The 21,767-nt window shown below is 49.6% G+C and carries 27 protein-coding genes; 18 read left to right on the forward strand and 9 right to left on the reverse strand.

The window, feature by feature from the left end:
• Window positions 1–213: 213 nt before the first annotated feature.
• The 3 genes from KNP91_RS06025 (at window position 214) to KNP91_RS06035 (ending at window position 3,046) form a co-directional block, all read left to right on the forward strand.
• Window positions 214–1,560, forward strand: a complete 1,347-nt coding sequence (locus KNP91_RS06025; protein WP_214766940.1) for a phenylacetate--CoA ligase family protein — start codon at window positions 214–216, stop codon at window positions 1,558–1,560.
• A gap of 96 nt (window positions 1,561–1,656) precedes the next feature.
• Entirely contained in the window at window positions 1,657–2,385 is a 729-nt protein-coding gene (locus KNP91_RS06030; protein ID WP_214849114.1) for a DUF5694 domain-containing protein, read from the forward strand.
• A gap of 16 nt (window positions 2,386–2,401) precedes the next feature.
• Window positions 2,402–3,046 (forward strand): VOC family protein, encoded by a 645-nt coding sequence (locus KNP91_RS06035; RefSeq protein ID WP_214849117.1) that lies wholly within the window; start codon window positions 2,402–2,404, stop codon window positions 3,044–3,046.
• On the opposite strand, the gene KNP91_RS06040 is transcribed toward KNP91_RS06035, so the two are convergent.
• Complete coding sequence (locus KNP91_RS06040; protein ID WP_214849118.1) at window positions 3,011–3,604, reverse strand: MDR/zinc-dependent alcohol dehydrogenase-like family protein; 594 nt, start codon at window positions 3,602–3,604, stop codon at window positions 3,011–3,013. The two genes, KNP91_RS06035 and KNP91_RS06040, sit on opposite strands and share 36 nt — an antisense overlap.
• A 560-nt stretch (window positions 3,605–4,164) precedes the next feature.
• Between KNP91_RS06040 and KNP91_RS06045 the strand changes: the two genes are divergently transcribed.
• From KNP91_RS06045 to KNP91_RS06055, 3 genes are all read left to right on the forward strand, one after another.
• Window positions 4,165–4,740 (forward strand): hypothetical protein, encoded by a 576-nt coding sequence (locus KNP91_RS06045; protein WP_251135906.1) that lies wholly within the window; start codon window positions 4,165–4,167, stop codon window positions 4,738–4,740.
• A 318-nt stretch (window positions 4,741–5,058) separates the two neighbouring features.
• Complete coding sequence (locus tag KNP91_RS06050; RefSeq protein WP_214849120.1) at window positions 5,059–5,256, forward strand: hypothetical protein; 198 nt, start codon at window positions 5,059–5,061, stop codon at window positions 5,254–5,256.
• Window positions 5,257–5,372: 116 nt separating this feature from the next.
• Window positions 5,373–5,768, forward strand: coding sequence for an RDD family protein (locus tag KNP91_RS06055; RefSeq protein WP_214849122.1), 396 nt, complete (start codon window positions 5,373–5,375; stop codon window positions 5,766–5,768).
• Between the two features lie 81 nt (window positions 5,769–5,849).
• Here the strand turns inward: KNP91_RS06055 and KNP91_RS06060 are convergent, their stop codons facing one another.
• Window positions 5,850–6,737: an aldose epimerase family protein gene (locus KNP91_RS06060; protein WP_214849124.1), complete on the reverse strand. Its 888-nt coding sequence runs from the start codon at window positions 6,735–6,737 to the stop codon at window positions 5,850–5,852.
• Between the two features lie 181 nt (window positions 6,738–6,918).
• Between KNP91_RS06060 and KNP91_RS06065 the strand changes: the two genes are divergently transcribed.
• The 5 genes from KNP91_RS06065 to KNP91_RS06085 all read left to right on the forward strand — a co-directional run bounded on the left by KNP91_RS06065 (window position 6,919) and on the right by KNP91_RS06085 (window position 13,582).
• Window positions 6,919–7,911 carry a LacI family DNA-binding transcriptional regulator gene (locus tag KNP91_RS06065; RefSeq protein WP_214849416.1) on the forward strand — a complete coding sequence of 331 codons (993 nt, stop codon included), beginning with the start codon at window positions 6,919–6,921 and terminating at the stop codon, window positions 7,909–7,911.
• A 130-nt stretch (window positions 7,912–8,041) separates the two neighbouring features.
• On the forward strand, window positions 8,042–9,316 hold the full coding sequence (gene ganS / locus KNP91_RS06070; RefSeq protein ID WP_214849126.1) for a galactooligosaccharide ABC transporter substrate-binding protein GanS: 1,275 nt from the start codon (window positions 8,042–8,044) through the stop codon (window positions 9,314–9,316).
• Window positions 9,317–9,373: 57 nt separating this feature from the next.
• Entirely contained in the window at window positions 9,374–10,630 is a 1,257-nt protein-coding gene (ganP, locus tag KNP91_RS06075; protein ID WP_214849128.1) for a carbohydrate ABC transporter permease, read from the forward strand.
• A gap of 5 nt (window positions 10,631–10,635) precedes the next feature.
• Window positions 10,636–11,484, forward strand: coding sequence for a galactooligosaccharide ABC transporter permease GanQ (gene ganQ, locus KNP91_RS06080; RefSeq protein WP_012370531.1), 849 nt, complete (start codon window positions 10,636–10,638; stop codon window positions 11,482–11,484).
• A gap of 46 nt (window positions 11,485–11,530) precedes the next feature.
• Window positions 11,531–13,582: a beta-galactosidase gene (locus KNP91_RS06085; RefSeq protein WP_214849130.1), complete on the forward strand. Its 2,052-nt coding sequence runs from the start codon at window positions 11,531–11,533 to the stop codon at window positions 13,580–13,582.
• 69 nt (window positions 13,583–13,651) lie between these two features.
• Here KNP91_RS06085 and KNP91_RS06090 read toward each other — a convergent pair whose 3' ends face one another.
• Window positions 13,652–14,536 carry a LysR family transcriptional regulator gene (locus KNP91_RS06090; RefSeq protein ID WP_214849132.1) on the reverse strand — a complete coding sequence of 295 codons (885 nt, stop codon included), beginning with the start codon at window positions 14,534–14,536 and terminating at the stop codon, window positions 13,652–13,654.
• A gap of 112 nt (window positions 14,537–14,648) precedes the next feature.
• Here KNP91_RS06090 and KNP91_RS06095 point away from each other — a divergent pair, with 112 nt between their 5' ends.
• The 4 genes from KNP91_RS06095 (at window position 14,649) to KNP91_RS06110 (ending at window position 16,846) form a co-directional block, all read left to right on the forward strand.
• The gene (locus KNP91_RS06095; RefSeq protein WP_214849134.1) at window positions 14,649–15,386 is read left to right on the forward strand and encodes an SDR family oxidoreductase; all 738 of its coding nucleotides are present in this window, start codon (window positions 14,649–14,651) and stop codon (window positions 15,384–15,386) included.
• Entirely contained in the window at window positions 15,383–15,967 is a 585-nt protein-coding gene (locus tag KNP91_RS06100) for a DapH/DapD/GlmU-related protein (protein ID WP_449403433.1), read from the forward strand. Before KNP91_RS06095 ends, KNP91_RS06100 begins: the two co-directional genes overlap by 4 nt.
• 115 nt (window positions 15,968–16,082) lie before the next feature.
• Window positions 16,083–16,436 carry a cyclophilin-like fold protein gene (locus tag KNP91_RS06105; protein WP_251135907.1) on the forward strand — a complete coding sequence of 118 codons (354 nt, stop codon included), beginning with the start codon at window positions 16,083–16,085 and terminating at the stop codon, window positions 16,434–16,436.
• Complete coding sequence (locus KNP91_RS06110) at window positions 16,436–16,846, forward strand: cupin domain-containing protein (RefSeq protein ID WP_214849141.1); 411 nt, start codon at window positions 16,436–16,438, stop codon at window positions 16,844–16,846. The genes KNP91_RS06105 and KNP91_RS06110 overlap by 1 nt, the downstream gene beginning before the upstream one ends.
• Window positions 16,847–16,921: 75 nt before the next feature.
• Here the strand turns inward: KNP91_RS06110 and KNP91_RS06115 are convergent, their stop codons facing one another.
• Both KNP91_RS06115 and KNP91_RS06120 read right to left on the reverse strand, forming a co-directional pair.
• Window positions 16,922–17,392 carry an NUDIX hydrolase gene (locus KNP91_RS06115; RefSeq protein ID WP_214849143.1) on the reverse strand — a complete coding sequence of 157 codons (471 nt, stop codon included), beginning with the start codon at window positions 17,390–17,392 and terminating at the stop codon, window positions 16,922–16,924.
• A gap of 40 nt (window positions 17,393–17,432) precedes the next feature.
• Complete coding sequence (locus KNP91_RS06120; RefSeq protein ID WP_214849145.1) at window positions 17,433–18,182, reverse strand: SDR family oxidoreductase; 750 nt, start codon at window positions 18,180–18,182, stop codon at window positions 17,433–17,435.
• A 147-nt stretch (window positions 18,183–18,329) separates the two neighbouring features.
• On the opposite strand from KNP91_RS06120, the gene KNP91_RS06125 reads away from it, so the two are divergent.
• The 3 genes from KNP91_RS06125 (at window position 18,330) to KNP91_RS06130 (ending at window position 19,847) form a co-directional block, all read left to right on the forward strand.
• Window positions 18,330–18,686 (forward strand): hypothetical protein, encoded by a 357-nt coding sequence (locus KNP91_RS06125; RefSeq protein ID WP_251135908.1) that lies wholly within the window; start codon window positions 18,330–18,332, stop codon window positions 18,684–18,686.
• Window positions 18,650–18,862 carry a DUF402 domain-containing protein gene (locus KNP91_RS15685; protein WP_251135909.1) on the forward strand — a complete coding sequence of 71 codons (213 nt, stop codon included), beginning with the start codon at window positions 18,650–18,652 and terminating at the stop codon, window positions 18,860–18,862. Before KNP91_RS06125 ends, KNP91_RS15685 begins: the two co-directional genes overlap by 37 nt.
• A 322-nt stretch (window positions 18,863–19,184) precedes the next feature.
• On the forward strand, window positions 19,185–19,847 hold the full coding sequence (locus KNP91_RS06130) for an HAD hydrolase-like protein (protein ID WP_214849147.1): 663 nt from the start codon (window positions 19,185–19,187) through the stop codon (window positions 19,845–19,847).
• Between the two features lie 65 nt (window positions 19,848–19,912).
• Here KNP91_RS06130 and KNP91_RS06135 read toward each other — a convergent pair whose 3' ends face one another.
• Genes KNP91_RS06135 through KNP91_RS06145 form a run of 4 tightly spaced genes read right to left on the reverse strand, consistent with a single transcriptional unit; the run spans window position 19,913 to window position 21,726 of the window.
• Window positions 19,913–20,617: a class I SAM-dependent methyltransferase gene (locus KNP91_RS06135; protein WP_214849149.1), complete on the reverse strand. Its 705-nt coding sequence runs from the start codon at window positions 20,615–20,617 to the stop codon at window positions 19,913–19,915.
• A 2-nt stretch (window positions 20,618–20,619) separates the two neighbouring features.
• Window positions 20,620–20,856 (reverse strand): hypothetical protein, encoded by a 237-nt coding sequence (locus KNP91_RS15690; protein ID WP_251135910.1) that lies wholly within the window; start codon window positions 20,854–20,856, stop codon window positions 20,620–20,622.
• A gap of 10 nt (window positions 20,857–20,866) precedes the next feature.
• On the reverse strand, window positions 20,867–21,358 hold the full coding sequence (locus KNP91_RS06140; RefSeq protein WP_251135911.1) for a creatininase family protein: 492 nt from the start codon (window positions 21,356–21,358) through the stop codon (window positions 20,867–20,869).
• 14 nt (window positions 21,359–21,372) lie between these two features.
• A complete protein-coding gene (locus tag KNP91_RS06145) occupies window positions 21,373–21,726 on the reverse strand; it encodes a YciI family protein (protein ID WP_214849151.1) in 354 nt (117 codons plus the stop codon).
• Window positions 21,727–21,767 lie beyond the last annotated feature (41 nt).

Raw genomic sequence — 21,767 nt, forward strand, 5'->3', positions numbered from 1 at the left:
GCGAGCAGACTCCCTTTATTTTCAAAAAGGTCGTCTGCTTTTTTGATGTCTTTTCAAAAAAAGAAGGAGTTTGCTAAAGGAGGAAAAAAATCGAAGTGAAAGTGTAGTGCGGTAGATTTTGTCATGTGATTGTCAGAATGCCGACGTAAGCTGAACCTATTAAGAATATGTTCAGTGAAGGCGTCGAGTCGTTGTTCGAAAGGACGTGCGCAGATGGGAATCAAAGAGCAAGTCTATCTGTATTCACCGGTGTTCATGCAAAATCTTCTTACCACTTTGTATGGCTATCGACTTCAACGGGAACGTTATGGACCGGCGTACCAAACACGATTTCAGGAATTAGCAGACAAATTAGAAAAACCAATCGATGTGGAACGGGATCAATTGGCGCGTCTCAATACGTTTTTGCTGTTTTGCCGGCAACATAGCCCCTATTACCACACGCTGTTTAAAGACTTGAATCTGCAATTGCCTTTTCGAGCGTTAACGGAGCTTCGGCAGATTCCGTCACTTGAAAAGGAGATGTTACGGCAGCAAATCGAATCGATTCGTACGGACCTCCCTGCACCGATTCTCGGGAAAACAGGCGGGACGACAGGGAAGTCGATTCAAGTCCGGTATACGAAAGAAGATATGCAGGTGCGGATGGCGCATCTCGATTTTTTTAAGGCGACTCACGGTGTAAAAAAAGGAATGCGCCGGATCAGTTTTACAGCACAGGCGCTCGTTTCGGAACGGCAACAAAAACCTGTCTACTGGCGGATGAACCATGCGCTGAATCAACTGCTGTTCACCGTCAAGAAACTCAGCCCTGAAACGATGACTGCTTATTTGCAGGCAATCGACCGGTTTGATCCAGAATCGATTGACGGGTTGCCGTCAGCGATGATTGAGTTGGCCTACCATGCCAAACGAATCGGAATGGAGTTGCAGTGCCGGCCGCGCGCTATCTTTCCGACGGCAGAGATGATGACCGCGACGGAACGGAAATTAATTGAAGACGTCTTTCACGCGCCGGTGTTTGATCAGTATGCCTCATCGGAAGGGGCACCGATCGTTTCCGAGTGCCGTTTCGGAAATAAACACCTGCACTACGAGATGGGCATCATTGAAATTGAACCGGACGGGCAAATTCTTGTCACGAGCTTTGATACCCATGGGACGCCGCTCGTCCGTTACCGGGTCGGGGACCGCATGACGAGCAGCGGCAAAACCTGTTCCTGCGGCCATCCGGGTCCCGTGATTGATTCAATTGACGGTCGGGGACGGGGGTATATCGTCAAACAAAACGGACAAAAGGTTTTTGAAGGTCAGTTGTCCAGCTTGGTCAAAGTGTTGCCGAACAGCGTCGAACGGGTCCAATATATCCAAAACAGTGAACGGGACATCACGTTTTTATATATTCCGGACCGGACCCGGTTTTTATCGGAGCACGAAGAACAACTGTACCGGTTTTTAAAGACTTTACTTGGTTCCGAGATGAACGTCTCGTTACGTGCTGTCGATAACATTCCGCGGGAAGTCAGCGGTAAGACGCTTCTAGTCAAACAGTTGATGTAAACGGAACACGGATCCAGTTGAGGATCCGTGTTTTTTGATGGATTTTTTTACAATTGTTGTAGTATAAAAGAAGATCATCGAAAAAGGAGGAAGACGATGAGGTCACGTGCCGCGGTACTACTGCTTGGAACGATACACTTCGACCGACCGGATAACGGAGACTTACTTCATTTGCGAGGCGTGTCGATGCTGACGCCGGACCGGCAAAAACAAATTGAGGACGCATTAAATGTCTTGTCCGACTTTCGTCCGACGAAGATCATGCTTGAAAGCCCTTCTGAACATCAACAGGACTTGACGCGTGAGTACGCGGCGTATCGCGCCGGAAAATTGACGTTGACCGCCGACGAACGGCATCAACTTGGTTTTCGTCTCGCCTCTCAAAATGGTCTCGATGATATTCAAGCAGTTGATTGGAACCAGTTGATTGACGGGATACCATCGCTCGACCAGCTGAGAAGGGAAAAACCGGAACAATTTGACGAAATCATTGCAAGGGAGACCACACGGATGCAACAGATGGAACAGGAGTTTACTGAACTACCGTTGCTTTCCTTTTTACAGAAAATCAATACTGACGGACGTGTGCAGGAGATGCACCAAACTTATTTAAAACTTGCTTGTCTTGGTGAGTCCGGAATGGAGTGGGTCTCGCGATATTGGTATTATCGCAATCTGATGATCTTTAAGAACATCCTTGCGGGTGTTACAGAACCAGATGAACGGGTTATGGTCATCTATGGTCTTGCACACGTTCACTTGCTCCGACAATTTCTGACGGATTGTGATGAGGTTACACTTTTAACACTCGACGATATCATGTAATAAAGGAGACATACATATGTTATTTCATTATCATCTTTGGACACCGTTCGTGGAGGAAACAGAACGGTTTTATCAACAGCTTGGTTTTCAGGTGACACAACGGATTGGGAAATACGCGGGGGAGTTCACTTCATTTGATCCTCCGCTTGATTGGGACGATTTCCGCGAGCAACAGATTTTGTTTCGGATCATCGAGATGAAACGGAGAGCCATCAATCTTACGTTTGGTTACGGAAAAAAGGTGATATTTGACCATATCGGCTTCCTCGTAACGGAAGCCGACCGACTGCAGGTACTCGGCCGGGCGGAAGGTCTGGGGCTGACGATTCAGGCGAACGAACGCCGGACGTTCATCGGAACGCCGTTTGGTTTCCGTATTGAATTGCAGACCCATCCGGATGCCGTCGAGTCAGAAACAGGGGACCGGCTCCTGCAGCTTGGAATCGCGACACCGACACCGGGTCTTGAGCCGTTGCTGTCTCAATTACTGGCTCGACCGGTTCCGGAAATTACGTCGGTTGTATCGGAACGGATGTTTGCCAGACAGGTTGTATTTTCCGGAATACCTGCGCTGCCGGTGCAAGATCCGAACGGTCTCGAGGTCCGGACGGTGAGTCCGCCTGCATTAATCGACGGACGGATAGAGGACCAGCACCTTTAAAGGCGGCGCGTCTGTCAGCAAACGGTCGAAACATTTGACTAAGTCACGGGCTGAGACCGTTTTTTCAAACAACTGTTCGAGATGTGGAACATGTGGTGCCGTCTTGAAAAACCAGGCGGCATGTTCCAGGTAATCCCATCCGTCACTCGAACCGACCAGCCGCAACTCTTTTTCGTAAAAGGCCGGCGTCAACGATAAGGTTTCATGATTCCCGTCTGAAAGAATACAGAGCTGTCCGTGGGGAACAAGCTTTTCCTGTAATAAGGCGAAAGCGTCCTGTCGTGCAGAACACTCCAATGCGTGTGCAAACGTCTCATCCGAATCTGAGTATGAAGCATGCGCCCCGAGTGACAGTGCAAGCGATGAACGGACGGGATCAGGGTCAAAGACGACGATCCGGTCGACATGATAGAAGTGCCGCAGATAGAAAACAGTCAGCAGTCCGATGACACCCATTCCGGTCACTAAAACCGAGTCCGTCGGTTTAGGGACCAGTTTCCGGACGCCTTTCGCAGCGTCGCACGATAAGATGTTCAGCAAGGCGAGTTTGGCGGACACACCGTTCGGAACAGGAATGGCTTTGGCTTCGTCGACGAGTGCGATATCCTGATGACCGTAAAAGGCAAGCAGACGGTCGCCGACTTGAAACCGGGTGACCTGATTTCCGACGGCAATGACAGTGGCGTAGCTTTCGTAGCCAGTCTCTTTCGGATAGACGGGAGCCGGATCGGTCGGGTCGTCGCCCCGTACTTGCGGCAGTTCAGCCCCGATGCTGATTGCTCCGGCAATCGTCCGGACAAGCAGTTCGTGTGCCTATATCGGAGGAAGATGGTGTCTGGTCCAGGTGACAGACCGGGCTGCCGTGACCTGTAAGCGTTCTTGATGCATAAAAACCCCTCTTTTCTATAAACATAAATCTTCTTTCCATAGTATAAGGTAAAAAATCCCTTATCCAAATAAAAATATGACAATTTTGTAAGGTGGAAACTGTTCGGAGAGTGTCAGTTTACGAACAAGTCTGTGTTATTCTGAAAAAAAGACAGAAACAGAAAAAGGACGTGACCCCCATCGAACGAATCGAAATGTCAATTCATCGCGGATTAGTGGAGTTAAAAAATTTGGATAAACGGATTCAAAAAGCACAGGCGAAAGCGTTTATCGGTGTGCAGAACGGCAGTCAGGCGCCGGCGGGATATCCTTCCGTCGTGACGTTTGCGGAAGAAGCGAAAGCCAACCTGCAGTCGATTCGCGATTTGATCGAGCGGCGGAACCGGATCAAGTCTGCCATCACGGCGTCAAATGCTGTAACGGTCGTCCGGATTAACGGCCGTGAGATGACCGTTGCGGAGGCGATTGACCGGCGGGATGCCGGGCTTGTCTATGAACGACAACTGTTACAAACATTACGGGAGCAACTCCTGCAAGTCGAACAGACCATCGAGACAGAGCGGCAAGATATCTTACGGCGGGCAGACAGCCACATCGAGGCAACGTACGGTTCCCGGGAAAAAGGGAATGCGGACGAGATGGAAAAATCACGTCGACTGTTCATCGAGCGCCTGGAGCCGAAGTTGATTGATCCGTCGAACTTGCGCCAGGTCATCGCTGAGCTGGATGAGACGATTGATACCTTTGAAACGGAAGTGGACTTTACATTGTCGGAAAGCAATACCGTAACGAAAATTTTTGCGTAATGACGATTCCCTGTTAGTCTGATATTCCTGCGACCAAACACGCCTGTTTTGTGCGATAACAAAACAATCCGTGCTTCGGCACCTCACATCGGTTCCACTGAGAACCGGAAGTGAAAGTTCAATGTTCACAGCTCAAGGAACAACGAACAAAGGTGAACGCTCAGAGCATGAAAGCTAAACCATCAACGAGCAAAGAGTGATCAAATCCACGATTAAACGGGATAAGAGAGGGCTTGTTTGTTGCCTCTGGGAGTACCGCGTGGCTGGGCTGACAGGGAACCTACATATAAAAACGTTAACCGGAAAGGATGGAGAGATATGCTGAATCTGTATTTGACTTTGCTTGACATGCCGAGCCTCGCGCTTGCAGCACTTGTCATCGGCCTTGTTTTAACCGTGAAGTACGGACGGCTGTTCGTCCGTCGGGATATTCCGGGATCCAGTAAACGAATAGCAGCTGTTCTGTATACGGGCTGTCTGTTCGGTTTGGGCAGTATCGTCCTGTTGTATACGTGACGCATGAACCTTTTTTGATCGGAGTCATCCGTCTCAAAGAAGGTTTTTTTTAGTTGCGGCACGAAAGGATGTATAAACAGATCTGCCAATTAAAGTGAAAAAAGGAGGAAGGGAAGATGGATGACTTATTAAAACGCCGAATCAAAGCGGGCGTCGTCGACGTACTGGTCCAGGGAATCGTTTCCGGTGTGCTGGAACAAACCGTGTTAAAGCGTATTAAGAACAAGGCGGTACATGCCCTGATTACGGAACCGGCCGTTAACTGTTTCATCGAGACGGTCCAGTTGTCGACGGGGAGCGGGCAAACCGTCGGACAACGCCTGTTTCGGATTCAAGTCGTCAGCGAGAACGGACAACCGCTTGCCGTAAAACAGATTGCGAAACGGATTGTGTACCGGGAAACGATTGCTCCGGTTAAAGCCTGGAAAAATCGGAAAGTATATCTGCGAGACGGATCGATCCTGCCGGAGGATGAATTTGCCGGAACCCGGGTCATCCGGAAAATCAACTAGGTTTGCGGGTGGACCCGTAAAACAAATCAAACGGAGGAGGATGACAGATGCACAGTCTGCTGTCCTCCTCTTGCTGTGAAATCAATACGTCGTGCTAAACGAATAAGTCGTCTCGTGAAAGTAGGGAATTGGACCGTTGATGAGAGATGACAGAAGGAAATCGGTTGAATCAAAACAAATACCGGAGAAGGACGTGTCGGTATGATGCGCTGCTGCAGACAACACAAAGCCGGATTGGGAAGTTTCGATTGTCATCCAGCGCCCGCTTACGGCTTCATGAACAGAGATGACCGGTTGTTCATGAAATAAAAAATAGGTATCGGCAGGAGGCCTTGAAATCATCTTGTCTAAAAAGAAATGGTGCAGACGACGCCCTAACCGAAAATCAAAGGGGGTCCCTTTCGTCTGTTGCAAGCACGGATTCATCGACAACGCCGGTACGGGGTGGATGAAACAAGAACTGGCAAACTTTAAATCATGTTGTGTAATACTAGCTTTTAAATTACCGCTTAGGTTAAAGAAAATCGGAAGCGCCAAAGAGAGGCGAAGAGGCTGGTTGGTCGTCGCTGCATAACGGAGAATCAATTGATTGTTGTTAGTCAGCACATAAAGCATGTCGATTGCGATCACCTGTCCATTGACAGCGATTTCCGCCGACAGACGAAGTCCGGATTCTTGTGTTGTCGAAAACGGTTCAGCTGTGAATGAAAGCTGATGTAATGACAGATCGATTTCGTGAACGGAACCGGATGACGTATCATACAACCGGCCGGATAAACCGCGAGGAATCGTAGGAACCGTTACCAAAGAACAGTCAAACATAATATCTTCCGGATGCCCATTCCGGTCAGGCACGATCAAACGTTCAATGCTTCCTCCTTTGCTTGAAATCTCGACTTCCATTCCCCGATCATTTTTCACACAATATCGTGTCGACCGGTCTTGTTGTAGATTCATCCGGACCTGCAATTTCTTTCCTCCTCTTTTCGTATGAAATAAAACGCTTTTTAACGGTATAATACAAATACAACTATTAACCATTCAATGAGTAAAATTATTTCCTCTCATTTTACCATATGTTAAAATTAAAAAAATTAAAATTTACTAAATTGTTTTACTTAAAATAATTCAAAAAAGAGGCGGATGTATGATGGCGACGATCAAAGATATTGCAAAAGAAGTGGGCTGTTCGATTTCGACGGTATCCCGCGTATTGAATAACGACCCGACGTTATCAGTGGGTGACGAGACAAGATCCCGGATTTTTGAAGTGGCGGAAGAAATCGGATACCGGAAAAAAACATTAAAAACACTCGTGAAGAACATCGCGTTTTTATATTGGCTGACCGATAACGAAGAGCTCGAAGACGTCTATTTTCAAACGATGCGGGTGGAAATCGAAAAAAAAGCACGGGAAAATAACATCGAATTGACGACCTACAAACTCGAAGGCGGGATTGAAAAAATCCCGCTGGATATTGATGGATTCATTGCTGTCGGTTCATTCATGAACCGTGAGTTGGAGTATTTGAGAGAATTGACACCACATGGCGTATTCATCGACTCGACACCTGATCCCGCACATTACGATTCGGTTCGTCCGGATCTTGCACAAATCACCCGTCAGGCAGTTGAAGTGCTAGTGGAGCAAGGTCATGAAAAGATTGGGTTTATCGGCGGCACGTACCATAATCTTGATACGGATGCGGAAGAGATGGATGGACGGGAGCGGGCGTTTCGGCAAACGATGGAGGAACGTGACTTGTTACGGGAAGACTTCATCTTTTGCCGGCGGGGATTTTCGGTCGACAATGGGTATTACTTAATGAATCAGGCGGTCGAACAACTCGGGGAAGAGTTGCCGACAGCGTTTTATGTAGCGGCGGATCCGATTGCAGTCGGTTGTTTGCAAGTCTTGAACGAGCAACAGATCGAGATTCCGAAACGGGTCAGTCTGATCAGTGTCAATGATACAAGTATTTCGAAATACGTGTCGCCGCCGCTGACGACGTTCCATATTGACCTCGAAGAGATTTGTCAAAATGCGATTCAACTTTTACTGGAACGTGTATTACAGAAACGAAATATCGTCAAAACGGTCTATATCGGTGCAGAATTAATCACTCGTAAAAGTACTTTGTAAATAAATTTAGTAAAATTTTTTACTAAATTTATTTACAAAGTTTTCTTGTGGTGCTATATTTTGATTATTAAAGCGCTTTCAAAAAGTGTTTTAATCTTTTCATAATATGATCCACAGGAGGAAAAAGAAGATGAAAAAAACCATTACATATATGACTGTCCTGAGTAGTCTGGCATTGACAGCCTCGCTCGCGGCGTGTGGTCCCGGGGAAGAAGCGCAGGGAAACAAGGAACAATCATCAAATAAAGAAGCGAAGCTAATCGTCTGGGAAGACATTGAAAAAGGCGAAGGAATCAAAGACATCGTTTCAAAATTCGAACAGGACAACGATGTCGACGTACAGGTCATCGAAAAACCGTACGCTAAGCAAATCGAGGATTTACGATTAGATGGTCCGGCTGGCACAGGTCCTGATTTGTTGACGATGCCGGGGGATCAGATTGGCACAGCGGTAACGGAAGGAATCATCAAAGAGATGAATGTCCCGGAAGAGGTCCAGTCGATTTATACCGATGTCGCCCTTGATTCGCAAAAAGTGAACGGAAAACTCTACGGTGTCCCGAAAGCGGTGGAAACGACGGTTTTATACTACAACAAAAAACTGGTCTCAGAAGACAAGCTACCGAAAACACTGGAAGAGTGGTACGCCTTATCGAAAAAAACGACAACCGGGCAATCGTTCGGATTCCTCGCTTTATTTGATCAAATCTATTATGCCCAAAGTGTCTTAAGTGGATATGGCGGTTATATTTTCAAACAAGATAATCAAGGAAAATACCAGACAAAAGAAGTCGGCCTTGCGAATACCGGAGCCATCGAAGGTGCGTCCTATATTCAAAAGTTCTATCAGGAAAAATTATTCCCGGCAGGTATCATCGGGGAGCAGGGCATCAACGTTTTGGAATCCTTGTTTACGGAAGGGAAGGCAGCCGCCATCATCTCCGGTCCCTGGAATGTCGAACCCTTTACGAAAGCAGGCATTGATTTCGGCATTACGAAACTGCCGGAACTGGAAAACGGAAAAAACATGAGTTCCTTCATCGGTGTCAAAAGTTATAATGTCAGCGCTTACTCCAAACAGTCGGAAATGGCGAACAAGCTAGCGCTTTACCTGACGAATGCGGAAAACTCGAAAAAGCGTTTTGAAATCACAAAAGAAGTCCCGGCCGTCAGTGCGTTGGCAGAAGATCCTGCCGTCACAAAAAGTCCAGCCGCACAGGCAGTCGCCGAACAATCGAAATTTTCCGAGTTGACACCGAACATCCCTGAAATGAATGAAGTCTGGAAGCCGGTCGATGCCGCCCTTCAAACGATTGCGACCGGAAAAGCTGAACCGGCAGCCGCGATGAAGCAGGCCGTCAAAACGATCGACGGGCAAATCGAAGCGAAACACGGAGCGAAGTAAGAACGCTTCATATGATACGACCAGACAGTCAGAGATTCTAGTAAAGAGGTGAAGGACGTGCAACACCGGAAAATTGGATTGATGTTATCGATCATTCCAGGACTTGGCCAATTGTATCACCGGCAATGGATGAAAGGCGGACTCCTGCTTATAGTCAGCATTGCTTTTTGGATTACGTTCGCCGACTTGCTCAATATGGGATTATGGGGAATCGTGACGCTAGGAACGGAAGTCCCGCGCGACAACTCGATTTTTCTGTTGGCGCAAGGCATCATTGCCATCATCGTCTTGTTGTTTGGGACAGGAGTCTATGTGTTTAATTTACGCGATGCCTACCGCAATGGACAAAAGCGGGATCAAGGGATGCGGCCGGATTCGCTGTTATCGGATTATCGGAATTTGATCAATCAGGGATATCCCTATCTGGTCAGTGGTCCGTCCCTGTTTCTGTTGATTTTTGCCGTAATTTTTCCGATCTTATTCAGCTTCGCCTTGGCATTCACAAATTATGATTTATATCATTCCCCGCCTGCGAAACTGGCGGATTGGGTCGGATTTTCTACCTTTGCTCAAATTTTCACAGTTGATATTTGGCGATCGACGTTCTTTGATGTCTTGTCTTGGACTGTAATCTGGACCTTGGTCGCCTCGACGTTACAAGTGTCGCTCGGTATCATGATGGCAGTCCTCGTCAACCAAAAAGAGGTCCGGTTCAAACGGGTCATTCGGACGATTTTTGTCCTGCCGTGGGCGGTTCCGGGATTTGTGACGATTCTTGTTTTTGCCGGTCTCTTTAATGACAGTTTTGGGGCCGTCAACATGGATCTGCTGTCTCTTTTCGGAATCGATCCGGTTCCGTGGCTGACCGATGAAAAATGGACACGGGTCGCGCTCGTCTTCATGCAGGGATGGCTTGGATTCCCGTATGTCTTTTTAGTGACGACGGGTGTGTTGCAATCGATTCCGGAAGATTTATATGAAGCGGCAACGATTGACGGTGCCTCGATGTTTGCAAAGTTCCGGCACATCACGATGCCGATGGTGCTGATTGCGATGTCGCCGATCATCATCACCCAGTTCACCTTTAACTTCAATAACTTTAATATCATTTATCTCTTTAACGGCGGCGGACCGTCCGTGCCGGGTTCAAATGCCGGCGGAACGGACATCCTCGTCTCCTGGATTTATAAATTGACGATGCAGTCCGGTCAATATGCGTTAGCGGCCGCGTTGACAATCTTACTGTCGATTTTTGTCATCGGGATTGCCTTATGGCAGTTCAGACGAACAAATGCATTTAAGGAAGGAGCGTGATCAAGATGGTGACACGGAACAAAACGCGGACGGTTCGCCTGACGCTGACCTATTTGATTCTGCTGTTCGTTGCGACTTGTATCATCTATCCGCTCCTGTGGACGATTGGGGCGAGTTTTAATCCGGGCAACAGTTTAGTCAGCACATCAATCATCCCGAAAAATCCGACACTGGATCATTACCGGGAATTGTTTGCCGGAAAAGAAAGTTTGCAATACAGTCACTGGTATATGAATTCGTTAAAAATCAGTCTCTTTACGATGCTCGGGACGATCGTCAGCGTTTCCTTTACGGCCTATGCCTTTTCGCGCTTCCGTTTTAAAGGACGTCAGCAGGCCTTAACGTTGTTTTTGCTGTTACAGATGATTCCGCAGTTTTCCGCCTTGATTGCCCTGTTCGTTCTGGCCCAGATGCTTGGCATGATGAACAGTCACTGGCTGCTGATTCTGTTGTATATCGGCGGTCAGATTCCCATGAACACCTACTTGATGAAAGGATATATGGATTCAATTCCGGTTGATCTCGATGAAAGTGCCAAACTCGACGGAGCGGGTCATACACGGATTTTCATCCAAATTATTTTACCGCTCTGTCGGCCGATGCTTGCCGTGGTCGCGATGAATGGATTTACGGGACCACTCGGGGATTTCGTGCTCGCTTCGACGATTTTACGGACGCAGGAAGCGTATACGTTGCCGATTGGTCTGTTTAACCTCGTCAATGAAGCGATGGGCGCAAGCTATACGACGTTTGCGGCCGGAGCGATTTTGATCAGCATCCCGGTCGCGGTTCTGTTTGTCCTGCTGCAAAAACATTTTGTGTCCGGGCTAACTGCCGGGGGAACAAAAGGGTAAGAGAGAAAGAGAAACGAAATAAAGGATTAAGGGAGAGGCTTAAAAAATGGGGCAAACGATTTATACGACAAAAGCGAGACATCTGTTGCACGGCGGGGACTACAATCCGGATCAATGGCTCGACGTACCGGACGTCTTACAGGAAGATTTACGGTTAATGCGTCTTGCGCATACGAATACGTATTCCATCGGTATCTTTGCCTGGAGTGCGCTCGAACCGACCGAAAATCAGTTCACGTTCGAGTGGCTCGACCGGATCATTGACGATATTCATGCGAATGGCGGACAGGTCATCCTGGCGACACCAAGCGGGGCACGTCCGGCCTGGTTATCGCAAACATATCCGGAAGTGTTGCGTGTCGACGAGCGCCGTGTCAGACAGCTTCACGGCGGGCGTCATAACCACTGTCTGACATCACCGGTCTACCGTGAAAAAACACAACGGATTAATCGTTTATTGGCCGAGCGGTACGGGAATCATCCGGCGCTGTTGATGTGGCATGTTTCAAACGAGTACGGCGGCGAGTGCCATTGTCCGCTCTGTCAGGCAGCCTTTCGTGATTGGCTGAAAGTGAAGTATGAGACGCTCGATGCACTGAATGCCTCCTGGTGGAGTGCCTTTTGGAGTCATACGTTTGACGATTGGTCGCAAATCGAGTCGCCGTCACCGATCGGCGAAAGCATGGTCCATGGTCTGAATCTCGACTGGAAACGCTTTGTGACGGATCAAACGATTTCCTTTTTTGAGCAGGAAAGTGTCCCCTTACGCGAATTGACGCCGGCACTTCCGATTACGACCAATTTCATGGCGGATACCGAAGACCTGATCCCGTTCCAGGCCCTTGACTACAGTCGATTCGCGAAGAATGTCGATGTCGTCAGTTGGGATGCTTATCCGACCTGGCACAATGACTGGGAAACAACAGCTAATTTAGCGATGAAGGTCGGATTCATCAATGACTTGTTCCGGAGTTTGAAGCAGCAACCGTTCCTCCTGATGGAATCGACGCCGAGTGCTGTCAACTGGCATCCCGTCAACAAAGCGAAACGTCCGGGAATGCACCTGTTGTCCTCGTTGCAAATGATTGCCCACGGTTCCGACAGCGTGCTGTACTTCCAGTGGCGGAAATCCCGCGGCTCGTCAGAAAAGTTTCACGGGGCGGTCGTCGACCATGACCGGTCTGAAGAGAATCGGGTCTTTCAAGAAGTCGCCCACGTCGGACAGACGCTTGAGCAACTCGACGCCGTCGTCGGTACGACGCGTCCCGCAGAGGTCGGGATTCTTTACGACTGGGAAAATAACTGGGCATTAAATGATACGCAAGGGTTCGCAAACGACACGAAACAGTATCCGCAAACGCTGCAGGAACATTATCGTTTCTTTTACGAACAGGATATTCCGGTCGATGTCATCACGAAAGAACAGCCATTTGATGCTTACAAACTGTTGATCGTGCCGATGCTGTATTTGGTCAGTCGGACGACGCTGCGGCGGTTGCAACAATTCGCCGAACAGGGCGGTACGGTAGTTGCGACGTACATGACGGGTCTGGTCGATGAACATGATTTGGCGTATGCCGGATGGCCGGAAGAACTGCAGACAATCTTTGGTCTGAGACCGGCGGAAACAGATACGCTGTACCCAAGCGATCGAAATCACGTGATGTTTAACGGGAAACAGTATGAACTGCAGGATTATGCGACGGTTATCGAGGTTGAGCACGCGGAAATCGTCGGCCGCTATACGGACGACTTCTATCGACAGACGCCGGCCGTGACGAAACATCAGCTGGGACAAGGCGAAGCCTGGTATATCGGCGGACGACTGGAAGCCGCCTTCCAGCATGACCTGTATACCTTGCTGACGGATCGTTTACGGATCGAGGCGCCGCTCGCGACATCGCACAGCATGGAAGTATCCGTACAAGTACGTCGCGGTCAGGAGACGGATTACGGATTCATCATGAATTTTTCCGAAGCCGAGCAATCCATCGAACTGTTCGAGCCGTTGCTTGAGTCTGCAACACAAACGGAAATCGGCGGTCAGCTGATACTTAAACCGTATGAAGTCAAGATCGTTGAACGGAAGAAAACATGAACGCAATTCAAAACGGCTTTTCAGACAGAGGTATGTTCTGTCCGAAAAGCCGTTTTTTGGATGTGTCTGTTAAAAGGCTGTGTCCTCTTGCGGACGGCTCATCCATTCGAGTAGTGTTTTAGCCGGACGTGACAGGATTGCTTGTTTTTTCCAAATCAAGTAGGTGTTGGCAGTGAGCGCCGGCGCAAGCGGAACGAAAATGAGTTCACTTCCGCTTGTGTTGATGATGCGGTCGAGACACACAGCATGACCGATTCCTTCCTTGACGAGGAGCGAAGCATTAAACAGCAGGTTGTAGGTTCCGACGATATGGACCGTGTCCCAGTCAAAACCGGTCCGTTCGGCAAACGTCCGGTTTCCTTGGAGTTGTTCCGAAACGATTAACGGAAGATCCCGCAAGACGTCTGCCGTTACCGTCGCCTTTTGACTGAGCGGATGATCGCGCTGTGTCAAGATACCCCATTGATCAGGCTGATTCAGTTTCAGATAATGATAGGCATTGACGTCAAACGGTTCAATGACCAGTCCGAAATCCAGAATTCCTTTATCGAGCTTATCCAGAATATCCTGACCGTTCCCGCTGTGAATCCGAATCGTGACGTCCGGGTGCTGTGATTGCATTTGTTTGAATGACCGGATGACGGGCAATAGACTTTCCGTTTCACCGCCGCCGATATAAAGTTCGCCACGCAACGTTTCCTCGGTCAAGAGATTGGTGACGATTTTATCGGCCAGCGTCACAAGTTCACGCGCCCGTTCCGCCAAATAGTACCCGCTTTCCGTCAGGATGATGCCCCACGGAGTCCGGTCGAACAACGGACTGGCCAATTCGTCTTCTAACCGTTGGATTTGACGGGACAGAGCAGGCTGTGAAATCCGAAGAATCCGTGCTGCCCGAGTAATGTTTTTTTCCTCGACGACTGCTAAAAAGTATCTTAATTGTTGAATTTCCATGGGGTCCTCCTATGCGTTTTGGTTATGGTATATGATTTTATATTAGCATTAGACATGAAGGATGAATACTCGTAACCTTGTAGACAAGCAACAACTAAGAGGAGGAATACACATGAACACACCACTAGATAAAGTCATTGTCATCATGGGCGCGTCAAGCGGAATCGGCGAAGCGACCGCACGACTGCTCGCGTCACGTGGAGCCAAATTAATGCTTGCCGCCCGGCGGCTCGAGCGGTTAGAAGGCATTCGGAAAGCGTATCCTGAGGCGGATATTCAAATCAAACAGGCGGACGTCACTGAGTTCGATCAAGTCGAAGCCGTCGTCGAGGAAGCAAAAGCCGTCTACGGACGGATTGATGTTCTCTTCAACAATGCCGGCATCATGCCGACCGCTCCGCTTGCAGCCGGACACCGGGAGGACTGGAAAAATATGCTCGATATCAATGTGATGGGCGTCTTAAACGGAATCGCCGCGACCTTGCCGATTATGGAACAGCAACAGTCCGGTCATATCATTACAACAGATTCGGTCGCGGGACATGTCGTCTATCCGGAATCCGCCGTCTATTGCGGGACGAAGTTTGCCGTCCGGGCAATTATGGAAGGATTACGCCAGGAGCAACGCGAAAATAATATCAAATCGACAATCATTTCACCGGGAGCCGTTCAGACGGAATTGTATACGACGATCAGAGATCAGGCAACAGGCGAGTCGCTCCGTCAAGCGCAACAAGAGTGGGGGTTGACGAGCGAAGATGTCGCCGAGGCCGTTCTGTATGCGATTGATACGCCGGACCGTGTCTCAATCAGCAACTTAATCATCCGTCCGACGCAACAACAAGTGTGATGCGCATGGAGCATTCATCGATCTACCATCAAATCGAAAATCGGCTGGTCGAGTCACACGATGCCGTATTCGAGCAAATTCATGCCATCCAACAGGACGGGGAACGATTGCTCCACCGGTTGAATCAGCACCTATTGTCTCCGGCCGAGTTTCGCGAGACGCTGGGCGAGCTGATCGGTCAGCCGGTGGATGAGAGTGTAGTCGTTTTACCTCCGCTCTATACGGATTTCGGACGCCATATCTCACTTGGGAAAAACATCTTCATCAACCGAGGGGTGATGTTGACGGATCTCGGTTCGATTCAAATTGACGATCATGTGCTGATCGGTCCGTTTGCCAAGTTGTTGACCGTCAATCATCCGGTCAGTCCGTCGAAACGGCGAGGGCTGTCGGTGAAACCGATTCACCTGAAACAAAATGCCTGGATCGGAGCAGGGGCAACAATTCTGCCAGGCGTGACCGTCGGTAAACATGCGATTGTCGCAGCAAACGCGACCGTGACGACAGATGTACCGGACTTGGCGATTGTCGCCGGCACGCCGGCGCGAATCATCCGTTATATCGATGAATCGGAGAACTGATATGAAGCGTCGAATCGGAACTGTCATCATTCTTCTTTCGTTTGGACTTTCAGGTTGCGGCCCGTCGGTTCCGATTTCGACAGAAGTAAAACAAGAGGTTGAGGAGAGAGATACCATGAACATCAACGTCAACGGTCAGGTCGCTTCGATTCAACTGGAAGAAAATGCGACAACAAAAGCTTTAGTGGCGGAAGCCCCGTTTACGATTCAAATGGATGATTTACATCGTAATGAAAAATACCATTATTTCGACAAGTCGTTTCCGGCGCAGCCCCAACCGATTCAGACGATTGAAGCCGGAGACGTACTGCTGTATCAAAATAACTGTCTGGTGATTTTTTATGAATCCGCCAAACCGGTGGCTTCATATATGCGGATTGGAAAAATCATTGATTTTCAGGACATCCGGAAGTCGTTCGGTAACGCGTCCGTTTCCGTTCAGTGGTATGAAGGAGAGGGAGGAGAATGATGACAAAATCGAAGACAGCTGTAGAACATCCTTTTCAACGGGGAGAAAAAAATGAGGCGTTTGCGGCGTATTTCACGGGACAAAGTTACCTGAAACCGTTAGTCAATGATCCAACGCTCGACATTTCGGTCGGTCAGGTGACATTCGAACCGGGCTGTCGCAACCATTGGCATATCCACCGGAACGGATATCAAATCCTACTCGTGACAGATGGGGAAGGGTGGTATCAGGAGATGGGAAAACCGGCCCGTCTGTTACGAAGCGGCGATACGGTCGTCACACACGACGGCGTCAAACATTGGCACGGAGCGACGTCAGACAGCTGGTTTTCGCATCTGACGATCACGGCCGGGACACCGGACTGGCTGGAGCCGGTTTCGGAACGGGAATATGACTTGCTGAAGGAATGAAACAACAATGAGATCTACCCTTAGTCCATCATCTGGACCAAAGAGTAGATCTCATTGTTGTTTGGAGTGAAAAAATCAAAACGAACTTTCGAGTGTCCAGAAGGAATCACCAAGTTGCTGCATCAATTCGTTGGCCCGGCTTTCAATGTGTTCCGGCAACGTCGCTTGATTGAAATAGGCGAGATCGAGACTTTCCCCGTCCAGCATCACGAGTGTCCCCGTAACGTTTTTCGCATGATAGAGATGAATGACGCCGTGCACTTCATCGCCGTTCGGATACTGGTAGTAAAAGCGGGGACCGGAAAAGACGCCGATCAGTTCCAGTTCGTTTGTCTGTAATCCGGTTTCTTCGTGTAGCTCGCGAATAGCGACTTCTTCGAGTGTCTCGCCAAGCTCCATCGACCCGCCCGGCAGTCCCCAGTCAAGTGTATCAGACCGGTGTTGGAACAAGACTTCCTGCTGGTCATTTGTTACGAGAATCGTCGCACCGACACTGATGATCGGACGACTGCCGATTGTTTTGCGTAATTCTGAGATATATCCCATCTGACTGAACAGCTCCTTTATGTTTTGAAACTCTGTTTATTTACCGGCTAAAGCCACCTTCGGCATGGATGACCTGTCCGGTGACCCAGGCCGCGTCTTCACTGACGAGAAATGCAATCGTCCGTGCGGCATCGTCCGGTGTCCCGATCCGGCCGAACGGAAACTGGGGCGTTAAATGCGTCCGGATTTCTTCCGTCATCCAGGTCGAGTCGGTTGGTCCGGGATTAAGTGCATTGACCGTGATGCCGAGTGGTGCGACGGCTGCCGCAAAGGAAGTCGTGAACGATGAGACGGCTCCTTTTGTTGCCGCATAGGCCAGTTCTTCGGGCATCGCGCCAAGATCCTGTCCAGACGTCAAATTGACGATCCGACCGTCCTGCAAACCGGCTTCTGCGAAAGCCCGGGCAAACAAGGTCGATAATAAAAGCGTACTCCGGACATTGACGGCGTAATGGGCATCGAGCGACGAGACATCAAGCGTAGCGAGATCCGTTTGTGTCGAATGCGCCGCATTGTTGACTAGTATCGACGGCGTTCCGATCGTCGAGCGCGTATGCGTAAGTACGCGTTCTGCCGCATCCGGCGCCGACAAGTCGATTTCGAGCGCCTCGCTTCGTACACCGTTTACCGCCAGTTCTGCTTGAAACGTCTTGATCCATTCGAGATCCGCCTTCCAATATGTAAAACAAATCGTCATCCCTTCGGCTGCGAGCTTCCGGCAAATGGCTGTGCCGATATCACGCGGGTGGCTTGCACCGGTGACGAGGGCGATCCGGGGAGTATGTGACATAACAGCGCCTCCAGTTCAACTAAGTATATGCTTGTTCATCTTACCGCTCCCGAAGGAACAACGTCCAGAAAAAAGAGGGATTTTTTTACAAAAAAGACAAGAGGTCTTGATTTTCAAGTGATATGATGGAATATATGGTGGTCGAACATGGCAGAACGTAAATATGCCGCCAGATCATCGTGGAAGCGGATCGTAAAACGGCATTACCGGGAACGGTATCTTGAGACGACGTCGTTTACGGGATACGTGACCCGGCTTTATCTTATCGAAGTAAAGCATCCGTTATTGGTTCGTTATTCAGAGCAGGAGATTCAGATTGCTGGCGACGGTTATTCCTGGTTCCAGCAGTTTCCGGCAGGGCAGAAGCACGTCGGCACGACGGTGTTTAATGCACACGGACAGATTGTTCAATCGTACATCGATATTTGTCACGGGATACGACCGGGATTTTTTGGGACGATTTATTTTTGGATCTGGTTTTGTTGCCGTCCGGCGAGTGCCTGATTCTTGATGCGGATGAGTTGGAGACGGCACGGGAAACAGGATTGGTCAAGCAGAACCAGTACGCGGCAGCGTGGATGGAAGTCGAGATGTTGCAACATCAAATCAGGACGAAAGAGCTGTTGTTCCAACCGCTAGCCCTAGCCCGTGTGCACCATGATTTACTGAATGAAGCGTGACTAAAGAACCCCATCCCGTTAATTAGATAGATCGTCAACAGGATGGGGGATTCGAAGTGATCGCAGTCTCGCAAGATACGTCTAAACGATTTTGTTACGGTTATTATAGAGGACAAACAGAACAATACTAATGACGGCTAAGGCGACCACGATGAGCACCATCATGATGGTTCATCTCCTTTTTTCTACTGCAACACGATAAATTCCGTTAGTTATCTTTACCCGAAAATCAGCAAAATGAGTAAGTTGTCTGAAGAAATCTGTTACCAAATGGAGACAACTGATAAGAAGTCGTCTCTTAATCGTCAAGGAGGACAACAATATGAAACAGGCGTATATCTTTGATATGGACGGCACGTTATTTCAAACGAACCGGATTCTTGGTTATGCGTTAGAAGATGCATTCGACTTCTTACGCATGAATGGTCGCTGGACCGGGGAAACACCGCTGGCTGAGTATCAGACGATCATGGGGATGTCGTTACCGGAAGTTTGGCAAACCTTACTGCCGGGGCATTCGGACGAGGAACGGGCACTCGTTGACCGGATATTTCAAGACGCATTGATCCGTCACATCGAACAAGGGCAAGGTGCCTTGTATTCCGGAGCGGAAGCGACACTTCAGGTTTTAAAAGAAACAGGGCATCCGCTCTATATCGCAAGCAATGGCTGGAAAGTCTATTTAACGGCCATCGTCCGAAAGTATGGGCTGGATCGCTGGCTCGATGGCGTCTACAGCATTGAAGACGTCGCCTCGTCGCAAAAAAGTGATCTTGTCGCCTACATCCTGTCTGGGCACCAGTTAACGGAAGCGGTTGTCGTCGGAGACCGAATTTCCGACTTTACCGCGGCCAAGGTTAACGGATTACCCGCCGTCGGTTGCCGGTTCGATTTTTCGAACGAAGCAGAACTGGAACAGGCAGATGTGATCATTGACGATTTACGGGAGCTCGTTCAAATCGATTTAAAAGCTGTAACGAAGTGACAAAACAGATCAAAACCGGTACCTCCTCCAAATGCTGAAGGGGACACCGGTTTTTGCTTATCTGGTCATTTTTTTCGGAACAGGGCCGTCCACAGGCCGGACAGTCCGAAGACGGAATCGGTCGGAGCGGCCTCCTGCATCAAGCGGATGTCAAGTACCTCAAACGTGTCGAAAATAGAGCGGAGTTTCTCTTCCGTGAAGCCGAGACCGCCGTTTAGGCTCCGTTCGCGGTAGACATCCCAGTCCGTCATGTCGGATCCGCCGTACTGTCCGCCTTCGACGAAGCAGGTCAAAGCAAAACAGCCGCCCGGCCGGAGGGCATCCGAGACGACGCGGATATAGTCGTGTCGGCGGTGCGGGGCGATATGATGAAAGCAGCCGGAATCATAGACAAAATCATAGGAACCCTGTTCGAACGGCAGTTCAAACAAGTTTCCTTGGCGGAACGAAACGTTGAGTTGCCGCTCCCGTGCCCGTTCATTGGCCCAGTCAACCGAGGTTTTCGCGAGATCGACCGCGTCGACCTGACTGCCGTGTTCCGCGAGATACAAAGCATTTCGTCCGGGACCGCTTCCTAGTTCGAGCACCCGGTTCACCGGGATCTCCAGCTGTTCGACGTAGCGGACCAGGTTCTCGTCCGGTTTGTCGACGAAAAAGGGGATCCGTTTCGTTCGGTCGGCATAAAAGCCGTCCCAAAAAGCGGTCGGTTCCCGGAGTAAAGCGTCAAGCATCTGCAACAGGTCGTCGTGTGTCCGAATCGTTTCGTTCATCATCAGTCCTCGTTTCTTCCAGGCAGGTTCCGCAGGCGGACCGCCGTCATGAGTGTTTCTTTTAAGTGTTTTGCCCGTTTTTCCGTAAAGGTCGTCCAAAACGTCTCACCGATCGTTGCGAGTTCGTCCGGCGAATAGACACCGGGTTCAAAGCTTCCCCAACAACCATCCGTTGTCAGCTGATCCCAAAAGACATAATCAGCAACCGGATAATGGGACAGCGGAACGTCGCCGCCCATCGGTTGCAGGTCAACGAGCTCCGGACAACAGACCGCCGTGCCGTTCGTTTAATCCGGCGAGTCCCGCAGCACTCAAAGCTTCCTCGAAGGCCCGGTAGCGGTGCGTCGTGATGACGACGAGCTCCGGATATTTAAAGTTAATCTGTTTGACGAACGCCGACTCCCAGTAGGCACCGCCGTGTCCGTTGCAGAGAACGAATCGAGTAAATCCTTGGCGGTGCAGATTGACGATGATTTCTTCGAGCATCAGCGCGATCGCCGTCGGACTGACGGTGACGGTCCCGATTCGATTGGCATGTTCTTCGGAGGTGTTAAACGGCAGCGTCGGTAAGACATAGGCGTTTAACCGTTCACCGAAGACAGCGGCCTGGTGCTCGGCAATCAATGTATCAAGATGCATCGGTAGATACGGTCCGAACTGTTCGGTTGCCCCGACCGAGAGAATCGCGGTGACAGTCTGACTGTCTTGAATGACCTTCGTACTGTTTTTGTAGCTGAGCATGAATTCATTTCCCTTCATTCAAATACTTGGCGTAATTCGATTTGTCCTTCGCCGTGACCTTGCGGATCCGGCATACGTCTGGCCCAGGCCACTGCTTCCTCTTTTGACGCCACCTCGATCAAGATGAATCCTGCTAATTGATCCGCCGGAGGTTCAAACGGTCCGGATGTGACGTCCGGCTCCTCGTCGGGACGGCGAAACGAAATCCGGAGAGCTTCCCGTGTCGGATGCAGTCCTTTCGCCATAATCCGGACACCCGCTTCGACCAGGTCCCGGTTAAAGGCGGCCATCGCTTCTTGGAGGGATGGATCGGGAAAAAGACCGGCTTCTGAACGGCTTGACGCTTTAACTAGCAATAGGAATAACATGGATCAACCTCCTTGCAAAATGTGACCGGTGGGGATGAAAA

The sequence above is a fragment of the Exiguobacterium sp. s138 genome, from assembly GCF_018618775.1.
Lineage (GTDB): Bacteria > Bacillota > Bacilli > Exiguobacteriales > Exiguobacteriaceae > Exiguobacterium_A > Exiguobacterium_A artemiae.